We start from the raw sequence: 19,706 nt of genomic DNA, 5'->3' as shown, positions 1-19,706 counted from the left end.
CAATATGCGTTTATATGCTTTTCTAACCGGGGTAAGACTGCGGGCGGTACGGCCGTCTCGGCCTTCGCGGGGAGTTCTGGGAGCCCTTCATGACAGAGCGCACGTCCGACACCGGTGCCGCCATGTCGCCGCCGCCCCTGCCGACCCCGGAGGAACGGTCCGGCACGGGCTCCGGCGGGGCCCCGCCCGCCCCGGACGCGGACGTCGGGCCCGGCGCCCCCGCCACCCGCGTGAAACCCGGCGCGCCCGCCAAGCCGCTGAGCACCCGCCGCCCACGCCCCGCCGCGAAGCGCGCCGCCAAGCCCCCGGCCGGGGTGCCGGTCCGCCATGACGCGGCCCACGCCCACGCCCCGGCGCAGGTCCCCTTGGTCGCCGCCGCACCCCCCGCCGATACGGACGAGGCTGACGAGGCGTCACAAGAGCCGCCCCCGAGGCCTCCGCGGCCCGTCTTCGACACCCCCGGCGACGCCTTCGACGCGCTCTACGCCGCCCACTCCACCGCCCTCGTCCAGCAGACGTACCTGCTCACCGGGCGGCGGCGACTGGCGAAGGAGGCCGTCGAGCGCACCTTCCACCTCGCCTGGCAGCGGTGGCCCGAGGTCGCCACCGACGCCGACCCGGCGGGCTGGCTGCGGGCGGCGGCGCACGAGTACGCCCTCTCCCCCTGGCACCGGTTCCGCCGCGCGCACAAGCACCCCGACCACCCCCCGGCCGACCCCGAGCTCCGTGCGCTGCTGCGCGCGCTGCTCGACCTGCCGCCCCGCTACCGCCGCACCCTCCTGCTCTACGACGGCCTAGGCCTCGACCTGCCCGAGACCGCCGCCGAGACCGAGGCCAGCACCCCGGCCGCCGCGAACCGGCTGCTGCACGCCCGCGAGGCCGTCGCCGTGCGCGTACCGGAGCTCGCCGCGGCCGCCACCCCCGAGGCGCTCTCCGAACTGCTGCGGCGGCGCATTGGCGAGCTCGCCCTGGCCGAGCCCGCGGCCGTGACCGTACTGCCCGGCCCCCAGAGCGTGCGCACCGGCGGCGAGCGGCGCGTCCGGGTCTGGACGCGCGCCACCGTGACCCTGACCGCCGTCATCGTCGGCGCGACGGCCTTCACGCTCTCCAACGCGCCCACCCACTACATCCCGCCGATCGCCCCGGGCCAGCGCATCGGCGATGTCCCGCTCAACAGTGGCCCGCAGCGGCGCGGCGATGAGGACGTGCGGCTCCACCGCAAGCTGCTGGAAGAGCCCGTCCACGGGCCGCAGCGGCTGGTCCCGGAGTTCCGCTGAGGCCCGTTGACGCCTGTCGGGCCCGCAGAAACGCGCGTGGGCCCGCACCCCCGTTCAGGGGTGCGGGCCCACGCGCGTACAGAACTACCGACCGGAAGGTCAGCCCGCGAGGATCTCGCGCGCCAGCTTGGCCGTCTCGGTCGGCGTCTTGCCGACCTTGACGCCCGCGGCCTCCAGGGCCTCCTTCTTGGCCTGGGCCGTGCCGGAGGAGCCGGAGACGATGGCGCCGGCGTGGCCCATGGTCTTGCCCTCGGGAGCGGTGAAGCCCGCGACGTAGCCGACGACCGGCTTGGTCACGTTGGCCTTGATGAAGTCGGCCGCGCGCTCCTCGGCGTCGCCGCCGATCTCACCGATCATGACGATCAGGTCGGTGTCGGGGTCGGCCTCGAACGCGGCGAGCGCGTCGATGTGCGTGGTGCCGATGACCGGGTCGCCACCGATGCCGACGGCGGACGAGAAGCCGATGTCACGGAGCTCGTACATCATCTGGTACGTCAGCGTGCCGGACTTCGAGACCAAGCCGATACGGCCCGGCTTGGTGATGTCGCCCGGGATGATGCCGGCGTTGGACTGGCCCGGCGTGATCAGACCGGGGCAGTTCGGGCCGATGATGCGGGTCTTGTTGCCCTTGGCCTTCGCGTACGCCCAGAAGGCGGCGGAGTCGTGGACCGCGATGCCCTCGGTGATGACCACGGCGAGCGGGATCTCGGCGTCGATCGCCTCGACCACGGCGGCCTTGGCGAACGCCGGCGGCACGAAGAGGACGGACACGTTGGCGCCGGTCTTCTCCATCGCCTCGGCGACCGTGCCGAAGACCGGGATCTCGTGGCCGTCGATGTCGACGGACGTGCCCGCCTTGCGCGGGTTGACACCGCCGACGATGTTGCTGCCGTCGGCGAGCATGAGCTTGGTGTGCTTCATGCCCGTGGCACCGGTCATGCCCTGGACGATGACCTTGCTGTCCTTGTTGAGGAAGATAGCCATGGCTGTGGTTTTCCCTCGTCCCTTACTTCGCGGCCGCGAGCTCGGCGGCCTTGTCGGCCGCGCCGTCCATGGTGTCCACGCGCTGGACCAGCGGGTGGTTCGCGTCCGACAGGATCTTGCGACCCAGCTCCGCGTTGTTGCCGTCGAGGCGCACGACCAGCGGCTTGGTGACCTCTTCGCCCTTGTCGGCGAGGAGCTGCAGCGCCTGGACGATGCCGTTGGCGACCTCGTCGCAGGCGGTGATGCCACCGAAGACGTTGACGAACACGGACTTGACGTCCGCGTCGCCGAGGATGATCTCCAGGCCGTTCGCCATCACCTGGGCGGACGCGCCGCCACCGATGTCGAGGAAGTTGGCCGGCTTCACGCCGCCGTGGTTCTCACCGGCGTACGCGACGACGTCCAGGGTGCTCATGACGAGACCCGCGCCGTTGCCGATGATGCCGACCTCGCCGTCGAGCTTGACGTAGTTGAGGCCCTTGGCCTTGGCCGCGGCCTCGAGCGGGTCGGCCGCGTCCTTGTCCTCGAGGGCCTCGTGCTCCGGCTGGCGGAACTCGGCGTTCTCGTCGAGCGAGACCTTGCCGTCCAGCGCCAGGATGCGGCCGTCCTTGGTCTTCACCAGCGGGTTGACCTCGACGAGGAGCGCGTCCTCGGCGACGAAGGTCTTCCACAGGGTCACCATCGCCTCGGCGACGCCCTCGGCCACCTCGGCCGGGAACTTCGCCAGGGCCACGATCTCGCGGGCCTTCTCGATGTCCACGCCCTCGACGGCGTTGACCGGGACCTTCGCGAGGGCCTCGGGGGTCTTCTCCGCGACCTCCTCGATGTCCATGCCGCCCTGCACCGACGCCATGGCGAGGAAGGTGCGGTTGGTGCGGTCCAGGAGGTACGAGACGTAGTACTCCGCCTCGATCTCCGGGGACAGCTCGGCGATCATCACCTTGTGGACCGTGTGGCCCTTGATGTCCATGCCGAGGATGTCCGTCGCGCGAGCGACGGCCTCGTCCGGGTTCGCCGCCAGCTTCACGCCGCCGGCCTTGCCGCGGCCGCCTACCTTCACCTGCGCCTTGACGACGGACTTGCCGCCCAGCCGCTCGGTCGCCTCGCGGGCTGCCTCAGGCGTGTCGATCACTTCACCGGCCAGCACCGGTACACCGTGCTTGGCGAAGAGGTCCCTCGCCTGGTACTCGAACAGGTCCACGCGCGTCCGTCCCTTTTCAGTGGTCTCGCGGTTCGTTTTCTGCGTGGGCGTGCCGCGAAGGGCAACGTGACGGCGCTGTCACTGAGGGAGGCGTACACGGTGGCCGGGTACGCGGCATGTCCGTCTCGCAGGTTATCCCCGCCAGAGCGAGCTCCCTAAATCGCAGATCACACCGGAGCGGTGATACCTGTCACAGATCACCTGCTCACAGCGTGTCAGGTATCGGCAGAGCCCGCTTCTCGATCGCCGCAGCCATGATCTCCGGGAAGAGGTCGGGGGTGCAGGCGAAGGCGGGTGCTCCCAGGGCGGACAGGGCCGCCGCGTGCTCGTGGTCGTACGCCGGGGCGCCCTCGTCCGAGAGGGCGAGCAGGGCCACGAACTGCACTCCGGACGCCTTCATCGCCGCCACCCGCTTCAGCATCTCGTCCCGGATCCCTCCCTCGTAAAGATCACTGATCAGTACGACGACGGTGTCGGCAGGACGGGTGATCTGCGACTGGCAGTAGGCGAGGGCGCGGTTGATGTCGGTGCCGCCGCCCAGCTGGGTGCCGAACAGCACGTCCACCGGGTCGTCGAGCTGGTCGGTGAGGTCGACGACGGCCGTGTCGAACACGACGAGCCGGGTGGCGATCGCGCGCATGGAGGCGAGGACGGCGCCGAAGACCGAGGCGTAGACGACCGAGGCGGCCATCGAGCCGGACTGGTCGATGCAGAGGACCACGTCCTTCTTGACGGACTGGGCGGCCCGCCCGTACCCGATCAGCCGGTCCGGGACGACCGTGTCGTACTCCGGCAGGTAGTTCTTCAGGTTCGCCCGGATGGTGCGGTCCCAGTCGATGTCCCGGTGGCGGGGGCGGCTGATCCGCGCCGAACGGTCCAGGGCGCCCGTCAGCGTCGCCTTCGTCCGGGTGGCGAGCCGCTTCTCCAGATCCTCGACGACCTTGCGGACGACCGCGCGGGCGGTCTCCTTGGTGGTCTCCGGCATCGCTTTGTTGAGCGAGAGCAGCGTGCCCACCAGGTGCACGTCCGCCTCGACGGCCTCCAGCATCTCCGGCTCCAGGAGCAGCGCGGAGAGCCCAAGCCGGTCGATGGCGTCGCGCTGCATCACCTGGACGACCGAGCTGGGGAAGTACGTACGGATGTCACCCAGCCAGCGGGCGACGCTGGGGGCGGAGGCGCCGAGCCCGGCGCCTCGCTCCTTCGACGTCCCGCGCCCGGCGGAGCCGCCGTAGAGCGCGGACAGGGCGCCGTCCATCGCGGCGTCGCGCCCGGCGAGCGTGCAGCCGGTGCCGTCGGCGCCCTGCTCCCCGCCGAACACCATCCGCCAGCGGCGCAGCCGCTCACCGGCGGCCGCATCGAGTTGTTCTGTGGTCACTTCCCCACTCCTGCCAGGTGGTCGGATGCCGGGTGGTCGGACGGCTCCAGCGGGGCGCCGGGGCCGTGGGTGCTCGCGCCGAGCAGCAGCCGCAGCAGTGGCTCCACGGCGGCGGCGCGCTCCTCGTCGAGCCCGGCGCCGAAGCCGGGGGCGCCCGCGTCGGCCGGGGCCGGACCGGTGGTGCCGGGGCCGCGCCGGACGAGCTCGCCGAGGGTGCGGCGCACGCCCGGTTCGTACGCCGAGAAGGTGCGGCGCAGCAGCGGCAGTACGTCCGTGAAGGCGTCGGCCGGGACGCCGGTCAGCCAGGTGTCGACCAGGGCGAGCAGCCGCTCGTCGTGGACCAGGAGCATCCCGCCGCCCGAGGCGCCCCCGACGAACCCCTCGATCCAGGCGGCCGCTTCGCCGGGTGGTGTCCCCACCGAGAGCGCCAGGCCCATGTGGCGCTCCACCTCGGTGTCGTCGAGCCGTCCGTCGTCCAGGAGCAGGCGGACGGCGCGGCCGCGGATCTCCCCCGCCACCGTGTCCCGCCCGGCCAGCCTGGTCAGGACCGCCGCCCAGCGGTCCCGCAGGGTCGTCGGGCCCTCGGGTGCCTCCGGGAGCAGCGCCATGGCCGTGTGGACGTCGTCGATGCGGCGGCGCATCTCGGTGGCGCCGTCCGCGTCCAGGCCCGTGCAGGCGGGCGGCAGGCCGACGCAGATCCGCTCGGCGAGCCCGGTCGCGACCTCCCCTAGCGCGGCCGTCTCCGTGCCCCGCACGTCTCCGTACCGCAGTGTGCGGGCCAGGGCGGGCAGCGCCTGGGCGAGGTGGGCGACGTCCGTGTCGAGCGCGGCCCGGTCGGCGAGCGCGCGCATCACCACCGGCAGCGCGTCGGAGAGCTCGGCGAGCAGACACCGCTCGGCCAGCGCGGTGATCTCACCCAGGACCGTGGCCTCCACGGCCTCCGACTCGGCCCGCGCGGTGGCGGCGGCCAGGACCGTGGTGCCCCACACCCCGGCCTCGGCCACCCGCACCGACAGCTCGGGCTCCCAGCGCAGCCGCCAGCTCTCCCGGAACGTGCCGGTGCTGCCCCGGGACGCCGACCGCTCGCCCCAGCCGATGCCGAGCAGGCTCAGCCGGTGCAGCAGCCGGCTGCGCGCGGCGTCGGTCTCCTTGCGCAGATCGAGCTCCAACTCCCGCTCCAGCGCCTCCGGTTTGAGCCGCAGGGAGCGCTGGGAGCGGGTGAGGTCGCGCTGGAGCGGGACGGCCGGGGCGGCGTCCGGGACCTCGCCGAGCACATCGCCGACGACGAGCCGGTCCTGGACGAGGGCGAGCGGCATGTCGGAGCCCTCGCACATCACCGCCCGCACCGCGTCGGTCGTCTCGGTCAGGCCCGGCAGCGGACGGCCGCGCATCGCGGCGAGCGTCCCGGCGAGCCGTACCGCCTCGATGACGTGGGCGGACGAGACCTGCCGGTCCTCCTCACGCAGCAGCCCGGCGACCTTGGTCATCCAGCGCTCGACGGGCCGGTCGGGGGCGCCGAACAAGTGCCCGTACCAGCCGGGCGAGTCGATGCCCGCGCCGTAGCCGCTGCGCCGGGCCAGGCGGCGGTGGGTCCAGGGCACCCAGGTCAGCTCGGCCTTCACCTTGGGCAGGCCCTTGAGCAGCGCGCGGTCGGCGGCGACCGTGGTCTTCTCGGCGAGCGCGGGCACGTGCCAGGCCCCGCACACCACCGCGACATCGTCCCCGAACTCCCGTCGGGCGGCGCGCAGCTGCTGGCGCATATGGGCCTCGCGGATCAGGTCGCGCGCGTGGCCGCCGTCCCCGTACGCCTCGCGCAGCGCCGTCATGGCTTCGCCCAGGACGGCGAACGGGCCGTACGGATCGGCTCCCGGCGTGCCGTCGCGGTGCTCCACGACGTCCTCCCACCAGGCCTCCGGGTCGTCGTATCCGGCGGTTTCGGCGAGGACGCCGATGGGGTCGATCCGCAGCGTGGGCCGCTCGTCCGGCGCGCCGTCCTCGGCTTCCGGCTCGTTCTCCGGGCTTTCTTCGCCCGCCGCCAGGGAGTGGGCCGCCGGGAGGTCGATGAAGCGGACCTCCGCGCCCGCGTCCAGGGCCCAGCGCAGTGCCACCCACTCCGGGGAGAACTCCGCCATCGGCCAGAACGAGGCCCGGCGCGGGTCGTCCACCACATGGGCGAGCAGCGCGACCGGCGGCCGCATGTCCGGGTCGGCGGCGAGCGCGAGCAGCCCGTCGGCCTCGGGCGGGCCCTCGATCAGCACGGCCCGGGGCCGCGCCGCCTCAAGCGCCGCCCGCACGGCCCGCGCCGACCCGGGCCCGTGGTGCCGCACCCCGAGCAGCCAGGGGCCGGGGGGTGCCGAGTCCGTGGCGGCGGGCCCGCCCGCGTCCGGCGCGGCCGTATCCGGCGCGGCCGAGGGCAGGGCGGTCATGCCGACACCTCACGGCAGGCGCGGTAGAAGTCCTTCCAGCCGTCGCGCTCGCGCACCACCGTTTCCAGGTACTCCTGCCAGATGACGCGGTCCGCCGCCGGGTCGCGGACGACCGCGCCGAGGATGCCCGCCGCCACGTCGCCGGAGCGCAGCACGCCGTCGCCGAAGTGCGCGGCGAGCGCCAGGCCGCCCGTCACCACCGAGATCGCCTCGGCCGTGGAGAGCGTCCCCGAAGGGGACTTGAGCTTGGTGCGGCCGTCGCCGGTGACCCCGTCCCGCAGCTCGCGGAAGACGGTGACGACCCGGCGGATCTCGTCCATGCCCTCGGGGGCCGCGGGCAGGTCGAGCGAGCGCCCGAGCTGGTCGACCCGGCGCGAGACGATGTCGACCTCCTCCTCGGCGGTCGCCGGGAGCGGCAGCACCACCGTGTTGAAGCGGCGGCGCAGCGCGCTCGACAGCTCGTTGACCCCCCGGTCGCGGTCGTTGGCCGTGGCGATGAGGTTGAAGCCGCGCACCGCCTGCGTCTCCTGGCCCAACTCGGGGATGGGCAGCGTCTTCTCCGACAGGATCGTGATCAGCGTGTCCTGCACGTCGGCGGGGATACGGGTGAGCTCCTCGACCCGGGCCGTCATCCCCTCGGCCATCGCCCGCATGACCGGGCTGGGCACCAGGGCGTCCCGGCTGGGGCCGTGCGCCAGCAGTTGCGCGTAGTTCCACCCGTACCGGATCGCCTCCTCCGGGGTGCCGGCCGTGCCCTGCACCAGCAGCGTGGAGTCGCCGCTGACGGCGGCGGCGAGGTGCTCGGACACCCAGGTCTTGGCCGTGCCGGGGACGCCGAGCAGCAGCAGCGCCCGGTCGGTGGCGAGCGTGGTGACCGCGACCTCGACGATGCGGCGCGGGCCCACGTACTTCGGCGTGATCACCGTGCCGTCGGGCAGGGTGCCGCCGAGCAGATACGTGGCGACGGCCCACGGCGAGAGCTGCCAACGGGCGGGCCTGGGCCGGTCGTCGGCGGCCGCCAGCGCCTTGAGTTCATGCGCGAACGCGTGCTCGGCGTGCGGGCGCAGGGCCTCGGCGGCGGCCGCCTCGACGCCGCTTCCGGCACCCGCGGAATTGATTTCGGACACGGTCATGGATCCCCCTCCAGATCAGTCGACCCGATGTGACTCCACCGTGCACCACGCCACTGACAATCGACCTCGGCGAGGGGGAAAGCGCAGGTCAGGGCGATTGTCAGTGGGGCCATCTACCTTCGGAACCATGAATCAGCAGGGGGTGCGCTGGACGGCGGAACAGGTGCTGGCTCTGGCTCCTGACGCCTCGTCACGCAAGGCGGGCAGCAAGCTCGGCACGGCCGGACCGTGGTCGGAGAGCGGCTGCGACAACTCGAGCGTGTGGGGGCTGTGCAAGGGCAGCGGCAGCAAGCCGTACCAGACGGTGGTCGACACGGGCGGGCTCGGCTACAAGTGCAGTTGCCCGAGCCGCAAGTTCCCGTGCAAGCACGCGCTGGGGCTGCTGCTGCTCTGGGCGGCGGACGAGCGGGCGGTGCCGGCCGTCGCGGACGGGGAGGTGCCCGACTGGGCCGGGCAGTGGCTGCGCGGGCGGCGGGAGCGCGCGGAGAAGAAGGAGAGCGGGGCGGCGGGTCCCGCCGAGACGAGGACCGCGGATCCCGAGGCGGCCCGGCGCCGCGCGGAGAAGCGCGCCGAGCGGGTCACGGCCGGGGCGAGCGAGCTGGAGCAGCGGCTTGAGGACCTGCTGCGCGGCGGCCTGGCGGCGGCCGAGCGGCCCGGGTACGGGCTGTGGGAGGAGACGGCCGCCCGCATGGTCGACGCGCAGGCGCCTGGACTGGCGGGCCGGGTAAGGGAGTTGGGGTCGATACCGGGCTCCGGGCCGGGCTGGCCGGTGCGGCTCCTGGAGGAGTGCGCGCTGCTGCATCTGCTCGACCGGGCCTGGCTGGGTCGCGAGGGCCTGCCGGAGCCGCTGGCCGCCACGGTCCGGGCGCGGGTCGGGGTGCCCACGCCGCCGCAGGGCCCGCCGGTGCGGGACATATGGCAGGTCCTGGCCCAGTACGACACGGCCGACGCCAAGCTGACCACGCGCCGGATATGGCTGTACGGACGGGAGTCGGGCCGCGCGGCGATGCTGCTCGACTTCGGCGCGGCGGGCCGGGCGCCCGAGCTCGCCCTGCCGGTCGGCCTGGCGATCGACGCCGAGCTCACGCCGTACCCGGGCGGCGGGCAGCTGCGTGCCGCGCTGGGCGAGCGGTACGGGGCGCCGCTGGCGGCCGGGGGCCCGCCGCCCGGCGACACGACGGCCGAGGCACTGGAGCGGTACGGGAGGGCACTGCGGGACGACCCGTGGTTGGACGCCTGGCCGGTGACGCTGAGCGGGGTGATACCGGTGCCGCCGGGCGAGGGCGGCGGGGTGGGCTGGCAACTTGCCGACCCGGACGGCGAGTTGGCGCTTCCCGTAGCCCCGGGCGCGGCCGACCGGGCGGGCCTGTGGAAGCTCGTCGCGCTGTCGGGCGGCGACCCGGTGACGGTGTTCGGCGAGTGCGGGCACCGGGGGGTCGCGCCGCTGGCGGGGTGGGCGGAGGGCGAGGCGGAGGCGGTGCGGCTGCTGTGACGACGGCCTTCACCTCATCGCGTAGGCACGTACAGGTACAGGAGGGTGCGCATATGTATGGAGGGGAGGCCACGATGTCCGCTGCCGCGACCGGGGCAGGGTCCAGGGCCGGTTCCTGGGAGGAGCTCGTCACCGCCGCGTTGCTCGGCACCGAGCGGCGGCCCGTCGCCGGGGAGCCCGCCGCGCTCCTCGACGAGGCCGCGCGGCACACCGTCCGCCGCCGGGCCGGACTGCTGCCCGCACCCGCGCCCGTCCGGCCCGAGAGGGCACCGGACGACGGGCGGCCGGAGCTGCCGGAAGTCGCGCGGCGCAGGCTGGGGCAACTGCTGGCGGACCGTTCGGCGGCGGCGCACTCCGGGGGGCGGCGGGGGGCCGCGCCGGATCTCGCGGAGCTGTTGCCGCAGTGGCTGAGCGCGGCGGCCGAGCGGGGCTTCAAGGCGCCGCCCGCCCTGCTGCCCGCACTCCTTGACGCGGCCCGCGCGCGTACGGACCTGCGGCCGCAGGCACTGGCGTTCGCCGGGCCGCGCGGGACGTGGCTGGCCCGGCTGAACCCGGAGTGGCGGTTCGCGCTGCGTGGCGGGTCCGGCAGCGCGGTCCTGCCCGAGGCCTCGGACACCGAGGCGGTGCGGCGGCTGTGGGAGGAGGGGCTGTTCGCCGAGCGGGTGGCGCTGCTCGCGGCGGTACGGGCGTACGAGCCGGGGGCGGCGCGGGAGTTGCTCGCCACGACGTGGGCGGCCGAGCGGGCCGAGGACCGGCTGATGTTCCTCGACTCGCTGCGGACCGGGCTCGGTGGGGAGGACGAGCCGTTCCTGGAGCGGGCGCTCGCCGACCGCAGCCGCAACGTCCGGGCCACGGCCGCCGAGCTGCTTTCGGCGCTGCCCGCGTCCGCGCTGGCCGGGCGGATGGCCGCGCGGGCGGCGTCGTGCGTCGCGCTCGACCGGTCGGGGGACGGGGACGGGGACGGGGCGCGGATCGCGGTGGAGGCGCCGCACGAGTGCGACGCCGGGATGCAGCGCGACGGGGTGGCGCCCAAGCCGCCGACCGGGCGGGGCGAACGGTCGTGGTGGCTTGGCCAGTTGGTGGAGGCGGCGCCGCTGGGGGGCTGGGCGGGGCGGCTCGGGGGGCGTTCGGCGCGGGAGATCGTGGCGTTGCCGGTCGCCGACGACTGGGGGGACGAGCTGCACGCGGCGTGGTGCCGGGCGGCGGTGCGGCAGGGGGACGCGGAGTGGGCGCGGGCGCTGCTCGGCACCCCGTCCGCCCCGCCGGGCGGGAACGCGGGGACGGTGTCGCTGGCCGAGCGGGCCAAGCTGCTGTCGACGCTGCCGGAGGGGGAACGGGCGGAGTGGGTCGCCGCGTTCATAGCCGCGCACGGGCTGTCGGAGGCGTTCCAGCTGCTGGGGGTGTGTCTGGTGCCGTGGTCGGCGGGGCTGGGGCGGGCCGTCGTCGACGCGCTGGAGATCGCGCGGGACGCGGGCAGCTATCCGTGGAGCTTCAGTGGGGTGATGGGGTTGGCGGAGCGGTGCCTGGCGCCTGGGGAGGCGGGGCGGCTCGATGCGCTCACGGCTGTGCCGGTGGAGGAGGAGGGGGCGTCGCCGGGGGCGGGGGGGGTATTGGGCTGAGGCGTTTCAGCGGTTGGTGGGGACGTTGCGGTTGCGCGGGGCCATGCTGGCCGAACTGGGTGGGTGAGCCCCCCACCCCGCCCCTTCCCGCTGAAACATTTACGGCTCCGCCGCGTGGCCTCCGGGGGTGGGTGGGGGTGGAGGTGGCGCTCCCGGGGCTACGCCCCGGACCCCGTTGCGGGGCCTGCGGCCCCTGCACCCCGCTTCGCGTTCGTCTGCGGGCCGTCCCCAACTGGTCGCGCAGTTCCCCGCGCCCCTGAAGATGCCGCTCCGCGGCAATCCCCTGGGGCGTCCCGAAGGGGCGCATCTCAGGGGCGCGGGGAACTGCGCGACCAGCCCACCACTCAGCCGCAGACGAACCCCGGGCCCCTACGCCCCCGCCCCCTCACGAACATTCGCATTGACCCACTCCACAATCGACGTCGTCGTCGCCCCGGGCGTGAAGATTTCGGCCACGCCGAGGGACTTCAGCGGGGGGATGTCCGCCTCGGGGATGATGCCGCCGCCGAAGACCTTGATGTCCTCCGCGTCGCGTTCCTTCAGGAGTTCCAGGACCTTGGCGAAGAGCGTGTTGTGGGCGCCGGACAGGATGGAGAGGCCGATCGCGTCGGCGTCCTCCTGGATGGCCGTGTCGACGATCTGCTCGGGCGTCTGGTGCAGGCCCGTGTAGATGACCTCCATGCCCGCGTCGCGCAGCGCCCGCGCGATGACCTTGGCGCCCCGGTCGTGCCCGTCGAGCCCCGGCTTGGCCACCACCACGCGGATCGGACCGGTAACACCCATCACTGCCTCCACACGAGGTGAACAAACTGAAGTGGACGAACTGAAGTGGACGAACTGAAGTGAACGAACGTTATCTACAGCATCGCGCACGCCGCCGTTTCGCGGTGGGCGGGGAGGGGGAAATCACACGGTGGGACATGTTCGTTTTGCGTCGCCGTACCCGTTTGTCCGCCCGCTCGTCGGCCGGACCCGCCGGGTCGGCTGCAAGGGGAGCCGCTCTGAAGGCGCCGGACCACCGTAAGGCGCCGGACCACCGTGCCGTCAGCCGCACAGCACGGAGGTCCGGCCCACGGCGTTCCGGACGAGCGCGTTTTCGCGGGGGCGCCCCATGAGGGCACACGGGGGACAGAGTCGTCCTTCCGGCGTGCCGTTCGGGAGGTCGTCCGTGCAGTTCTTTCCGCTCCTTCCGCTGTGTCTGCGCCGCGCCTGGGTCTCCGCCGCGATGCTGCGCGCCACCGCACTCGACCTCGCCGTCCTCGCCGGCCATCTCGTCCTCTATCCCTCGGGCATGGCGGCCGAGCGCAGAGACCCGCCCCCGGAAGGGGCGCCGCAGCTGCCCACCGCCGGGCGCGCCCGCCCGCCCGTCGTGCTGCTGCACGGCTTCATCGACAACCGGTCGGTCTTCGTCCTGCTGCGCCGCTCGCTGTCCCGGCACGGCTGGCGCCACCTCGAATCGCTCAACTACTCGCCGCTGACCTGCGACATCCGCGCGGCCGCCGAGCTGCTGGGCCGCCACATCGAGGAGATCTGCGCCCGCACCGGACACGCCGAGGTGGACATCGTCGGGCACAGCCTCGGCGGTCTGATCGCCCGGTACTACGTCCAGTGCCTCGGCGGCGACGCGCGCGTCCGTACGCTCGTCACGCTCGGCACCCCGCACGCGGGCACCCGCTCGGCGCAGCTCATCAGCGCGCACCCGATCGTCCGCCAGATGTGCCCCGGCTCCGACGTCGTCGAGGAGCTGCGCCGGCCCGCCCCCGGCTGCCGGACGCGGTTCGTGAGCTTCTGGAGCGACCTCGACACGCTGATGGTCCCGGTGGAGACGGCCCGTATCGACCACCCCGATCTGACCGTTCAGAACGTACGGGTGTCGGGGATCGGGCACCTCGCCCTGCCGGTCCACCCGGCCGTCGCGAACGGCATATGTCAGGCCTTGACCGTGGAGAAGGCGGAGGGCCAGGAAGCGGCCGACGCGCGCGGTGCGTTCTCCGTCGCTTGAGGAGTCGATGCCCGAGGCTCCGAACGGGCCGCTCAGCACCCGTTTTCTCGAACAATTGTCGAACGAAAGGCCAAGCCTCTGCCCGCAGTCCGCCGAAAGACGCTGATTGCCCGTTTCCTCATCCAATAAAACCTGCGGAAGATTGTCGCTGTCGCGTACCGCCGGGTACAGTCACGCCACTGCTTCCCCCACGGGAGCCCCTCCCCAGGGCCCCCGGACCCAGGTCCTGTTGCCGAGGCGAGAGAGAAGTTGGTGACTGACCAGCACGCCCACGCCGGATACGCCGGGTACGACGGCTATTCCACGGCGGACGCCACCGGCGCCCTCAACACCGACCCGCTCTTCGGTGCCCTGCCCGGCGGTTACGACACGGATCACACCGGTACGTACGACACGGGCCAGTGGAACGCCTACGGCGCGCAGCAGTACCCGCAGCAGCAGACCTCGTACGACACCACCGGGCAGTGGACCATCCCGGCCCAGTCGGCCGGGCCCGACGTCACCGGGCAGTGGGACGCCAGCGCCTGGAACCAGGCGCAGCAGACCGGGCAGTTCGAGACCACCGCGTTCGCGTACGACGCCGCCTACGACACGACCGGGCAGTGGACCGTGCCCGGCGCGGGGTACGCGGCCGGTTCGTACGACGAGACGGGGACGTACAACACGGCCGCCTGGAACGTCGGCGTCGAGGCGTACGAGCAGCAGCAGGGCTACGAGCCCGGGTACGAGAGCGAGCAGGAACACGAGCACGCCGAGGCCCCGGCCGAGAGCACCGCTCAGTTCCCCGCGCTCGACCTGGAGTCCGACGAGGCCGAAGCCCCGCTCCCCGAAGGGGAGTCGGAGGACCGGCTCGCGGCCGAGCCCCTGGTCGCCGCCGCTCCCGTCGCCCCCCGCCGTCCCGCCGCAGGCAGCCGCAGCCGTCGGCGCAGTCCGGCCAAGCGGTCCGCGCTGCTCACCGTCGCCGTGCCGTCGGTGTGCGTGATGGGGGTCGCCGGGGTCGCGGCCGCGTCGGTGAGCGGGCTCGGCGGCGAGGGCAAGGACGACGGCACGGCGGTCACCGCCTCCGACCCGTCCTCGGTCAAGCCGGTCGCCGCCAACAGCAAGCTGGACACCCAGCTCGCCAACCTCAGCGCGGAGGCGGGCAACTTCGCCGACCGCGCCAGCCGTACGCAGGAACGTCTCGACCTCAAGGCCCGCCAGGCCGCGGAGAAGCAGCGCAAGGCCGAGGCGGCCGCGCGCAAGGAGGCCGCGCGCCCCAAGTTCCTGCTGCCGGTCGCGCAGCGGGGCCTGAGCGCGTACTTCGGCCAGGCGGGCGTCAACTGGATGTCGGTGCACACCGGCATCGACTTCCCGGTCTCGTACGGCACTCCGGTGATGTCGGCGATGGACGGCACCATCCGTACGCAGTGGAACAGCGCCTACGGCAACATGGCCATAGTGACCGCCGCCGACGGCACCGAGACCTGGTACTGCCACCTCTCCAGCACCAAGCTGCGGTCGGGGCCGGTCAAGGCCGGTGACGTCATCGCGTACTCGGGCAACTCGGGCAACTCCACCGGTCCACACCTGCACTTCGAGGTGCGCCCCGGCGGCGGGTCGCCGATAGACCCGCTGCCGTGGCTGCGCGGGCACGGGCTCGACCCGACGTAGTCAGTCACAGAAACGATTTGCGGCTTCCGGATCCCCGCGCCCCCGAAGGGACGCGGGGATCCGCCGTACCGCTCAGGGCCCTTTAGAGTTTCTCCACCGGTGCGTACCGCAGCAGCAGCTTCTTGGGGCGCTCGTCGCCGAAGTCGATCGTCGCCTGCGCGTCCGAGCCGGAACCGGTCACCGACACCACCGTGCCCAGACCGAACTGGTCGTGGGTGACGCGGTCGCCGATGGTCAGCGCGATCACCGGCTTGTCGCTGGTGCGCCGGGTCGCGAAGCCCGAGGGGCCCGAGCGCGCCCGCGAGGAGGACAGCCCCGCGCCCCCGCCCAGGCCCTTGCCCGAGACCGGACCGGCCGGGGCGGCCATCGGGCCCGTCCGCTTCCAGTCCAGGTGCTGGGCAGGGATCTCCTCCAGGAACCGGGACGGCGGGTTGTACGAGGGCTGGCCCCAGGCGCTGCGCATCGAGGAGCGCGTCAGATACAGCCGCTCGCGGGCGCGCGTGATGCCCACGTACGCCAGGCGGCGCTCCTCCTCCAGCTCCTTGACCTGGCCGAGCGCGCGCATGTGCGGGAAGACGCCGTCCTCCATGCCGGTCAGGAACACCACCGGGAACTCCAGGCCCTTGGCGGTGTGGAGGGTCATCAGCGTGATGACGCCGGAGCCCTCCTCGTCCTCGTCCGGGATCTGGTCGGAGTCGGCGACCAGCGCCACCTGCTCCAGGAACTCGGCGAGGGTCGGGGTGGGGGCGGCGTCGACGCCCTCCGCCTCGCCGCGCGCCTGCTCGAACTCCAGGGCCACGGCGGCGAGTTCCTGGAGGTTCTCGATCCGGGTCTCGTCCTGGGGGTCGGTGGAGGCCTGGAGCTCGGCCAGATAGCCGGTCTGCTCCAGGACCGCCTCCAGGACGACGGCGGGACCCGCGCCCGAGTCGACGATCGTGCGCAGGTCGTCCATGAGCTGGTTGAAGCGCTTGACGGCGTTGGCCGAGCGGGCCGCCATTCCGTACGCCTCGTCGACGCGGCGCAGCGCCTGCGGGAAGGTGATCCTCTCGCGCAGCGACAGCGCGTCGATCATCGCCTCGGCGCGGTCGCCGATGCCGCGCTTGGGGACGTTGAGGATCCGGCGCAGCGGGACCGCGTCCTCCGGGTTGGCGAGGACGCGCAGATAGGCGAGGACGTCGCGGACCTCCTTGCGCTCGTAGAAGCGCACGCCGCCGACGACCTTGTACGGCAGGCCGACGCGGATGAAGATCTCTTCGAAGACACGGGACTGGGCGTTGGTCCGGTAGAAGATCGCTACGTCGCCCGCCTTGGCGTCGCCCGCGTCGGTGAGCCGGTCGATCTCGTCGGCGACGAACTGCGCCTCGTCGTGCTCGGTGTCGGCCACGTAGCCGGTGATCCGCGCGCCCGCGCCCGCGTCCGTCCACAGGTTCTTGGGGCGGCGGCTCTCGTTGCGCTCGATGACCGCGTTGGCTGCGGACAGGATGGTCTGCGTGGAGCGGTAGTTCTGCTCCAGCATGATCGTCGTCGCGTCCGGGTAGTCCTCCTCGAACTGGAGGATGTTGCGGATCGTCGCGCCCCGGAAGGCGTAGATCGACTGGTCGGCGTCACCGACCACGCACAGCTCGCCCGGCGCCTCGTCCTGCCCGGCCGGGCCGACCAGCTCCCGGACCAGCGTGTACTGGGCGTGGTTGGTGTCCTGGTACTCGTCGACCATCACGTGGCGGAAGCGGCGGCGGTAGTGCTCGGCGACGTCCGGGAACGCCTGGAGCAGGTGGACCGTCGTCATGATGATGTCGTCGAAGTCCAGCGCGTTGGCCTCGCGCAGCCTCGCCTGGTACATCGCGTACGCCTGCGCCAGGGTCTTCTCGAAGCCGTCGACGGCCTGGCCGGCGAAGGTCTCCTCGTCGATCAGCTCGTTCTTCAGGTTCGAGATCTTGGCGCTGAAGGACTTCGGCGGGAACTTCTTGGGGTCCAGGTCGAGGTCGCGGCAGACCAGCGCCATCAAGCGCTTGGAGTCGGCCGCGTCGTAGATCGAGAACGACGAGGTGAAGCCGAGCTTCTTGGACTCGCGGCGCAGGATCCGCACACAGGCGCTGTGGAAGGTCATCACCCACATCGCGTGCGCGCGCGGGCCGACCAGCTGCTCGACGCGCTCCTTCATCTCGCCCGCGGCCTTGTTGGTGAAGGTGATCGCGAGGATCTGGCCGGGGTGGACGCCGCGGGTGGCCAGCAGATGGGCGATGCGGTGCGTGAGCACGCGGGTCTTGCCGGAGCCCGCGCCGGCCACGATGAGCAGCGGGGAGCCGGCGTGGACCACGGCCGCGCGCTGGTTCTCGTTCAGCCCCTCAAGCAGGGTCGCCGGGTCGACCACCGGGCGCGGGGCGCCGTCCCGGTAGTACGCGTCGTGGCTCGGGAGTGCGTCGAAACGGCCCTGGAACAGGTCGTCCGGCACCTCCTCCCGGACCGGACCGTCCTCGGGCGGCGGCGGGTGCTCCTCCTCGGAGGGCTGGAGGTCCGCCAGGAAGCTGTCGTCAAAGAGGCTGCTCATCGTCTCCCGAGTCTAGGACCCCGCTCTGACAGCCCGCTGCCGCCTTCGGAGAGACGAACCAACGACTACGGAGCGTAAAGGTCACGGGAATGTATCGGGCCTGTCGGACATCAACCTTCCCAGCGGCCACGCGAGTTGGCTAGCGTGCCGCCTCAACCGGGGAACGCACCCGTCCGGGGACCGCCCCCGTCCGGAACGATCCGGAAGGAGGTGTCGGCCTTGCCCTCCCATCGCAAGCCGCGCACCCGCATTCGCAACGCCGCTCCCGCCGTCGGCATCACCACGGCCGCGCTCGCCTCGGTGAGCCTGCTGGCCCAGAGCGCGGGCGCGGCGCCGGGCAGGCCCAAGCCGACGGTCGAGGAGGTCCAGCGCAAGGTGGACGACCTCTACCGGCAGGCGGGCACGGCCACCGAGTCGTACAACCGGGCCAAGGAGGCCACCGACGACCAGCGCGAGAAGGTCGACGGCCTGCTCGACGAGGTCGCCCGGGGCACCGCCCGGCTGAACGACACCCGCCGGGTCCTCGGCAACTACGCCGCCGAGCAGTACCGCACCGGCGGCATGGCCTCGACCGTGACCCTGATGCTCGCGGACGACCCGCAGGCGTTCTTCGACCGCAACCACCTGATGAAGCAGCTGACCGGCCGCGAGGAGCAGGCGCTGCGGGACTTCGAGACCGAGCGGGCGGGCATCGCGAAGAAGCGCGCGGACGCGACCCGGGGCCTGGAGCGGCTGACCGCCTCACAGGAGGCGCTGCGGGCGGGCAAGCAGGACGTCCAGACGAAGCTGGCGTCCGCGCGCACGCTGCTGAGCACGCTCACCGCGCAGGAGAAGGCGCGCCTGGCGGCGCTGGAGGAGAAGAAGCGCGAGGAGGCGCGGAAGAAGGCGGCGGAGCTGGCGGCGCGGCAGGAGGCGGCCGCCCGCAAGGCCGCCGAGGCGGCCAAGGCGGCGGAGGCCGCGAAGAAGCCCCCGACGAAGCCGGGCACGGGCACCGGCACCCCGTCCGCCTCCACCAAGGCCGCCAAGGCGCTCGCGTTCGCCCGCGAGCAGATCGGCAAGCCGTACGTGTGGGGCGCGACCGGGCCGTCCTCGTACGACTGCTCCGGGCTCACCCAGGCCGCCTGGAAGGCCGCCGGGGTCGATCTGCCGCGCACCACCTGGGACCAGGTGAAGGCCGGCACCCGGGTCGCCACGGCCGAGCTGCGCCCCGGTGACCTGGTGTTCTTCTACGACGACATCAGCCACGTCGGCATGTACATCGGCAACGGGATGATGATCCACGCGCCGAAGCCGGGTGCGTACGTCCGCGAGGAGTCGATCTACTACATGCCGATCTACGGGAGCGTGCGCCCAGCGTGACCCCCGGCGCGGCTCACGTCCACAGCGTCGCGATGAAGATGTTCGCCACGGTGAGGCCGCCGACCGCGCCGAACAGCGCCTTCTCCACCTTCTCGTCGTCCCGCTTCACATAGACCAGGCCGAGGATCACCACCAGGACCGCCAGCTTCAGCCCGATCTTGGCGGTGTTCACGGAGTTGTCGTCGGCCTGGTTGAGGCCGACCAGGGCGACGCCCGTGACCAGCATCGTCAGCGCGCCGTGCAGCATGGCGGGCACGAACCGCGCGGTCCCGGCACCCATCGCCTTCATCTGGGTCAGAAAGCCTCCGAGCAGCGAGGCGATGCCGATGATGTGCAGGGCGACGAAGACATTGATCAGTACGTCCATGGTTGGCGAGCCTAGCCACCCCGTGTCCGGGCGCGGCGGGCAGGTGGGCCCCCGGCTCTTCGGTCACACCGGCACCAGGAACCGGGCCCGCTCGACGGTCGACCGGTCGCACACGGTCACTTGAGCGCCGGAAAAGAACACTTCACAGCTTTGCTTCACTCCCCCGTGTCACCCAGGTTTAGCGTCCTCCCCCAGGTGACCGACTCCCCATCGCCGCCCCCTCAAGGGCGGTCATCGGTCGCCAAGCCGAGAGATCCGGCGGCGGGCCGTCCC

Annotated in this window: 13 protein-coding genes and 1 pseudogene; 6 read left to right on the top strand and 8 right to left on the bottom strand. The window is 72.7% G+C overall.

Going from position 1 to position 19,706, the window contains the following annotated elements; genetic code table 11:
- The first annotated feature begins 89 nt into the window (after positions 1–89).
- Complete coding sequence (locus IE252_RS28810; RefSeq protein ID WP_190092338.1) at positions 90–1,277, top strand: sigma factor-like helix-turn-helix DNA-binding protein; 1,188 nt, start codon at positions 90–92, stop codon at positions 1,275–1,277.
- A gap of 99 nt (positions 1,278–1,376) precedes the next feature.
- Here IE252_RS28810 and sucD read toward each other — a convergent pair whose 3' ends face one another.
- From sucD to IE252_RS28785, 5 genes are all read right to left on the bottom strand, one after another.
- A complete protein-coding gene (gene sucD / locus IE252_RS28805) occupies positions 1,377–2,261 on the bottom strand; it encodes a succinate--CoA ligase subunit alpha (protein WP_101389682.1) in 885 nt (294 codons plus the stop codon).
- A gap of 22 nt (positions 2,262–2,283) precedes the next feature.
- The gene (sucC, locus tag IE252_RS28800) at positions 2,284–3,462 is read right to left on the bottom strand and encodes an ADP-forming succinate--CoA ligase subunit beta (protein ID WP_190092337.1); all 1,179 of its coding nucleotides are present in this window, start codon (positions 3,460–3,462) and stop codon (positions 2,284–2,286) included.
- A 205-nt stretch (positions 3,463–3,667) separates the two neighbouring features.
- Positions 3,668–4,783 (bottom strand): vWA domain-containing protein, encoded by a 1,116-nt coding sequence (locus IE252_RS28795; protein ID WP_190092392.1) that lies wholly within the window; start codon positions 4,781–4,783, stop codon positions 3,668–3,670.
- A 50-nt stretch (positions 4,784–4,833) separates the two neighbouring features.
- On the bottom strand, positions 4,834–7,263 hold the full coding sequence (locus IE252_RS28790) for a DUF5682 family protein (RefSeq protein WP_229848842.1): 2,430 nt from the start codon (positions 7,261–7,263) through the stop codon (positions 4,834–4,836).
- Positions 7,260–8,396, bottom strand: coding sequence for an ATP-binding protein (locus IE252_RS28785; protein ID WP_190092336.1), 1,137 nt, complete (start codon positions 8,394–8,396; stop codon positions 7,260–7,262). Before IE252_RS28785 ends, IE252_RS28790 begins: the two co-directional genes overlap by 4 nt.
- Before the next feature lie 127 nt (positions 8,397–8,523).
- On the opposite strand from IE252_RS28785, the gene IE252_RS28780 reads away from it, so the two are divergent.
- Both IE252_RS28780 and IE252_RS28775 read left to right on the top strand, forming a co-directional pair.
- The gene (locus IE252_RS28780; RefSeq protein ID WP_190092335.1) at positions 8,524–9,888 is read left to right on the top strand and encodes an SWIM zinc finger family protein; all 1,365 of its coding nucleotides are present in this window, start codon (positions 8,524–8,526) and stop codon (positions 9,886–9,888) included.
- A 74-nt stretch (positions 9,889–9,962) separates the two neighbouring features.
- A pseudogene (locus IE252_RS28775) lies at positions 9,963–11,574 on the top strand (DUF5691 domain-containing protein).
- 302 nt (positions 11,575–11,876) lie between these two features.
- Here IE252_RS28775 and icmB read toward each other — a convergent pair.
- On the bottom strand, positions 11,877–12,290 hold the full coding sequence (icmB, locus tag IE252_RS28770) for a coenzyme B12-dependent isobutyryl CoA mutase small subunit (RefSeq protein ID WP_190092334.1): 414 nt from the start codon (positions 12,288–12,290) through the stop codon (positions 11,877–11,879).
- A gap of 442 nt (positions 12,291–12,732) precedes the next feature.
- On the opposite strand from icmB, the gene IE252_RS28765 reads away from it, so the two are divergent.
- Positions 12,733–13,509 (top strand): esterase/lipase family protein, encoded by a 777-nt coding sequence (locus tag IE252_RS28765; RefSeq protein WP_373298633.1) that lies wholly within the window; start codon positions 12,733–12,735, stop codon positions 13,507–13,509.
- A 252-nt stretch (positions 13,510–13,761) separates the two neighbouring features.
- Positions 13,762–15,159 (top strand): M23 family metallopeptidase, encoded by a 1,398-nt coding sequence (locus IE252_RS28760; RefSeq protein WP_190092332.1) that lies wholly within the window; start codon positions 13,762–13,764, stop codon positions 15,157–15,159.
- A gap of 82 nt (positions 15,160–15,241) precedes the next feature.
- On the opposite strand, the gene pcrA is transcribed toward IE252_RS28760, so the two are convergent.
- The gene (gene pcrA, locus IE252_RS28755; protein WP_190092331.1) at positions 15,242–17,707 is read right to left on the bottom strand and encodes a DNA helicase PcrA; all 2,466 of its coding nucleotides are present in this window, start codon (positions 17,705–17,707) and stop codon (positions 15,242–15,244) included.
- A gap of 219 nt (positions 17,708–17,926) precedes the next feature.
- Here pcrA and IE252_RS28750 point away from each other — a divergent pair, with 219 nt between their 5' ends.
- A complete protein-coding gene (locus IE252_RS28750) occupies positions 17,927–19,066 on the top strand; it encodes a C40 family peptidase (protein ID WP_190092330.1) in 1,140 nt (379 codons plus the stop codon).
- 13 nt (positions 19,067–19,079) lie between these two features.
- Here the strand turns inward: IE252_RS28750 and IE252_RS28745 are convergent, their stop codons facing one another.
- A complete protein-coding gene (locus tag IE252_RS28745; RefSeq protein WP_067163281.1) occupies positions 19,080–19,433 on the bottom strand; it encodes a hypothetical protein in 354 nt (117 codons plus the stop codon).
- Between the last annotated feature and the right edge of the window lie 273 nt (positions 19,434–19,706).

The sequence above is a fragment of the Streptomyces melanogenes genome (assembly GCF_014649795.1).
GTDB lineage: Bacteria > Actinomycetota > Actinomycetes > Streptomycetales > Streptomycetaceae > Streptomyces > Streptomyces noboritoensis.
This window is presented reverse-complemented; position numbering and strand designations above follow the sequence as displayed.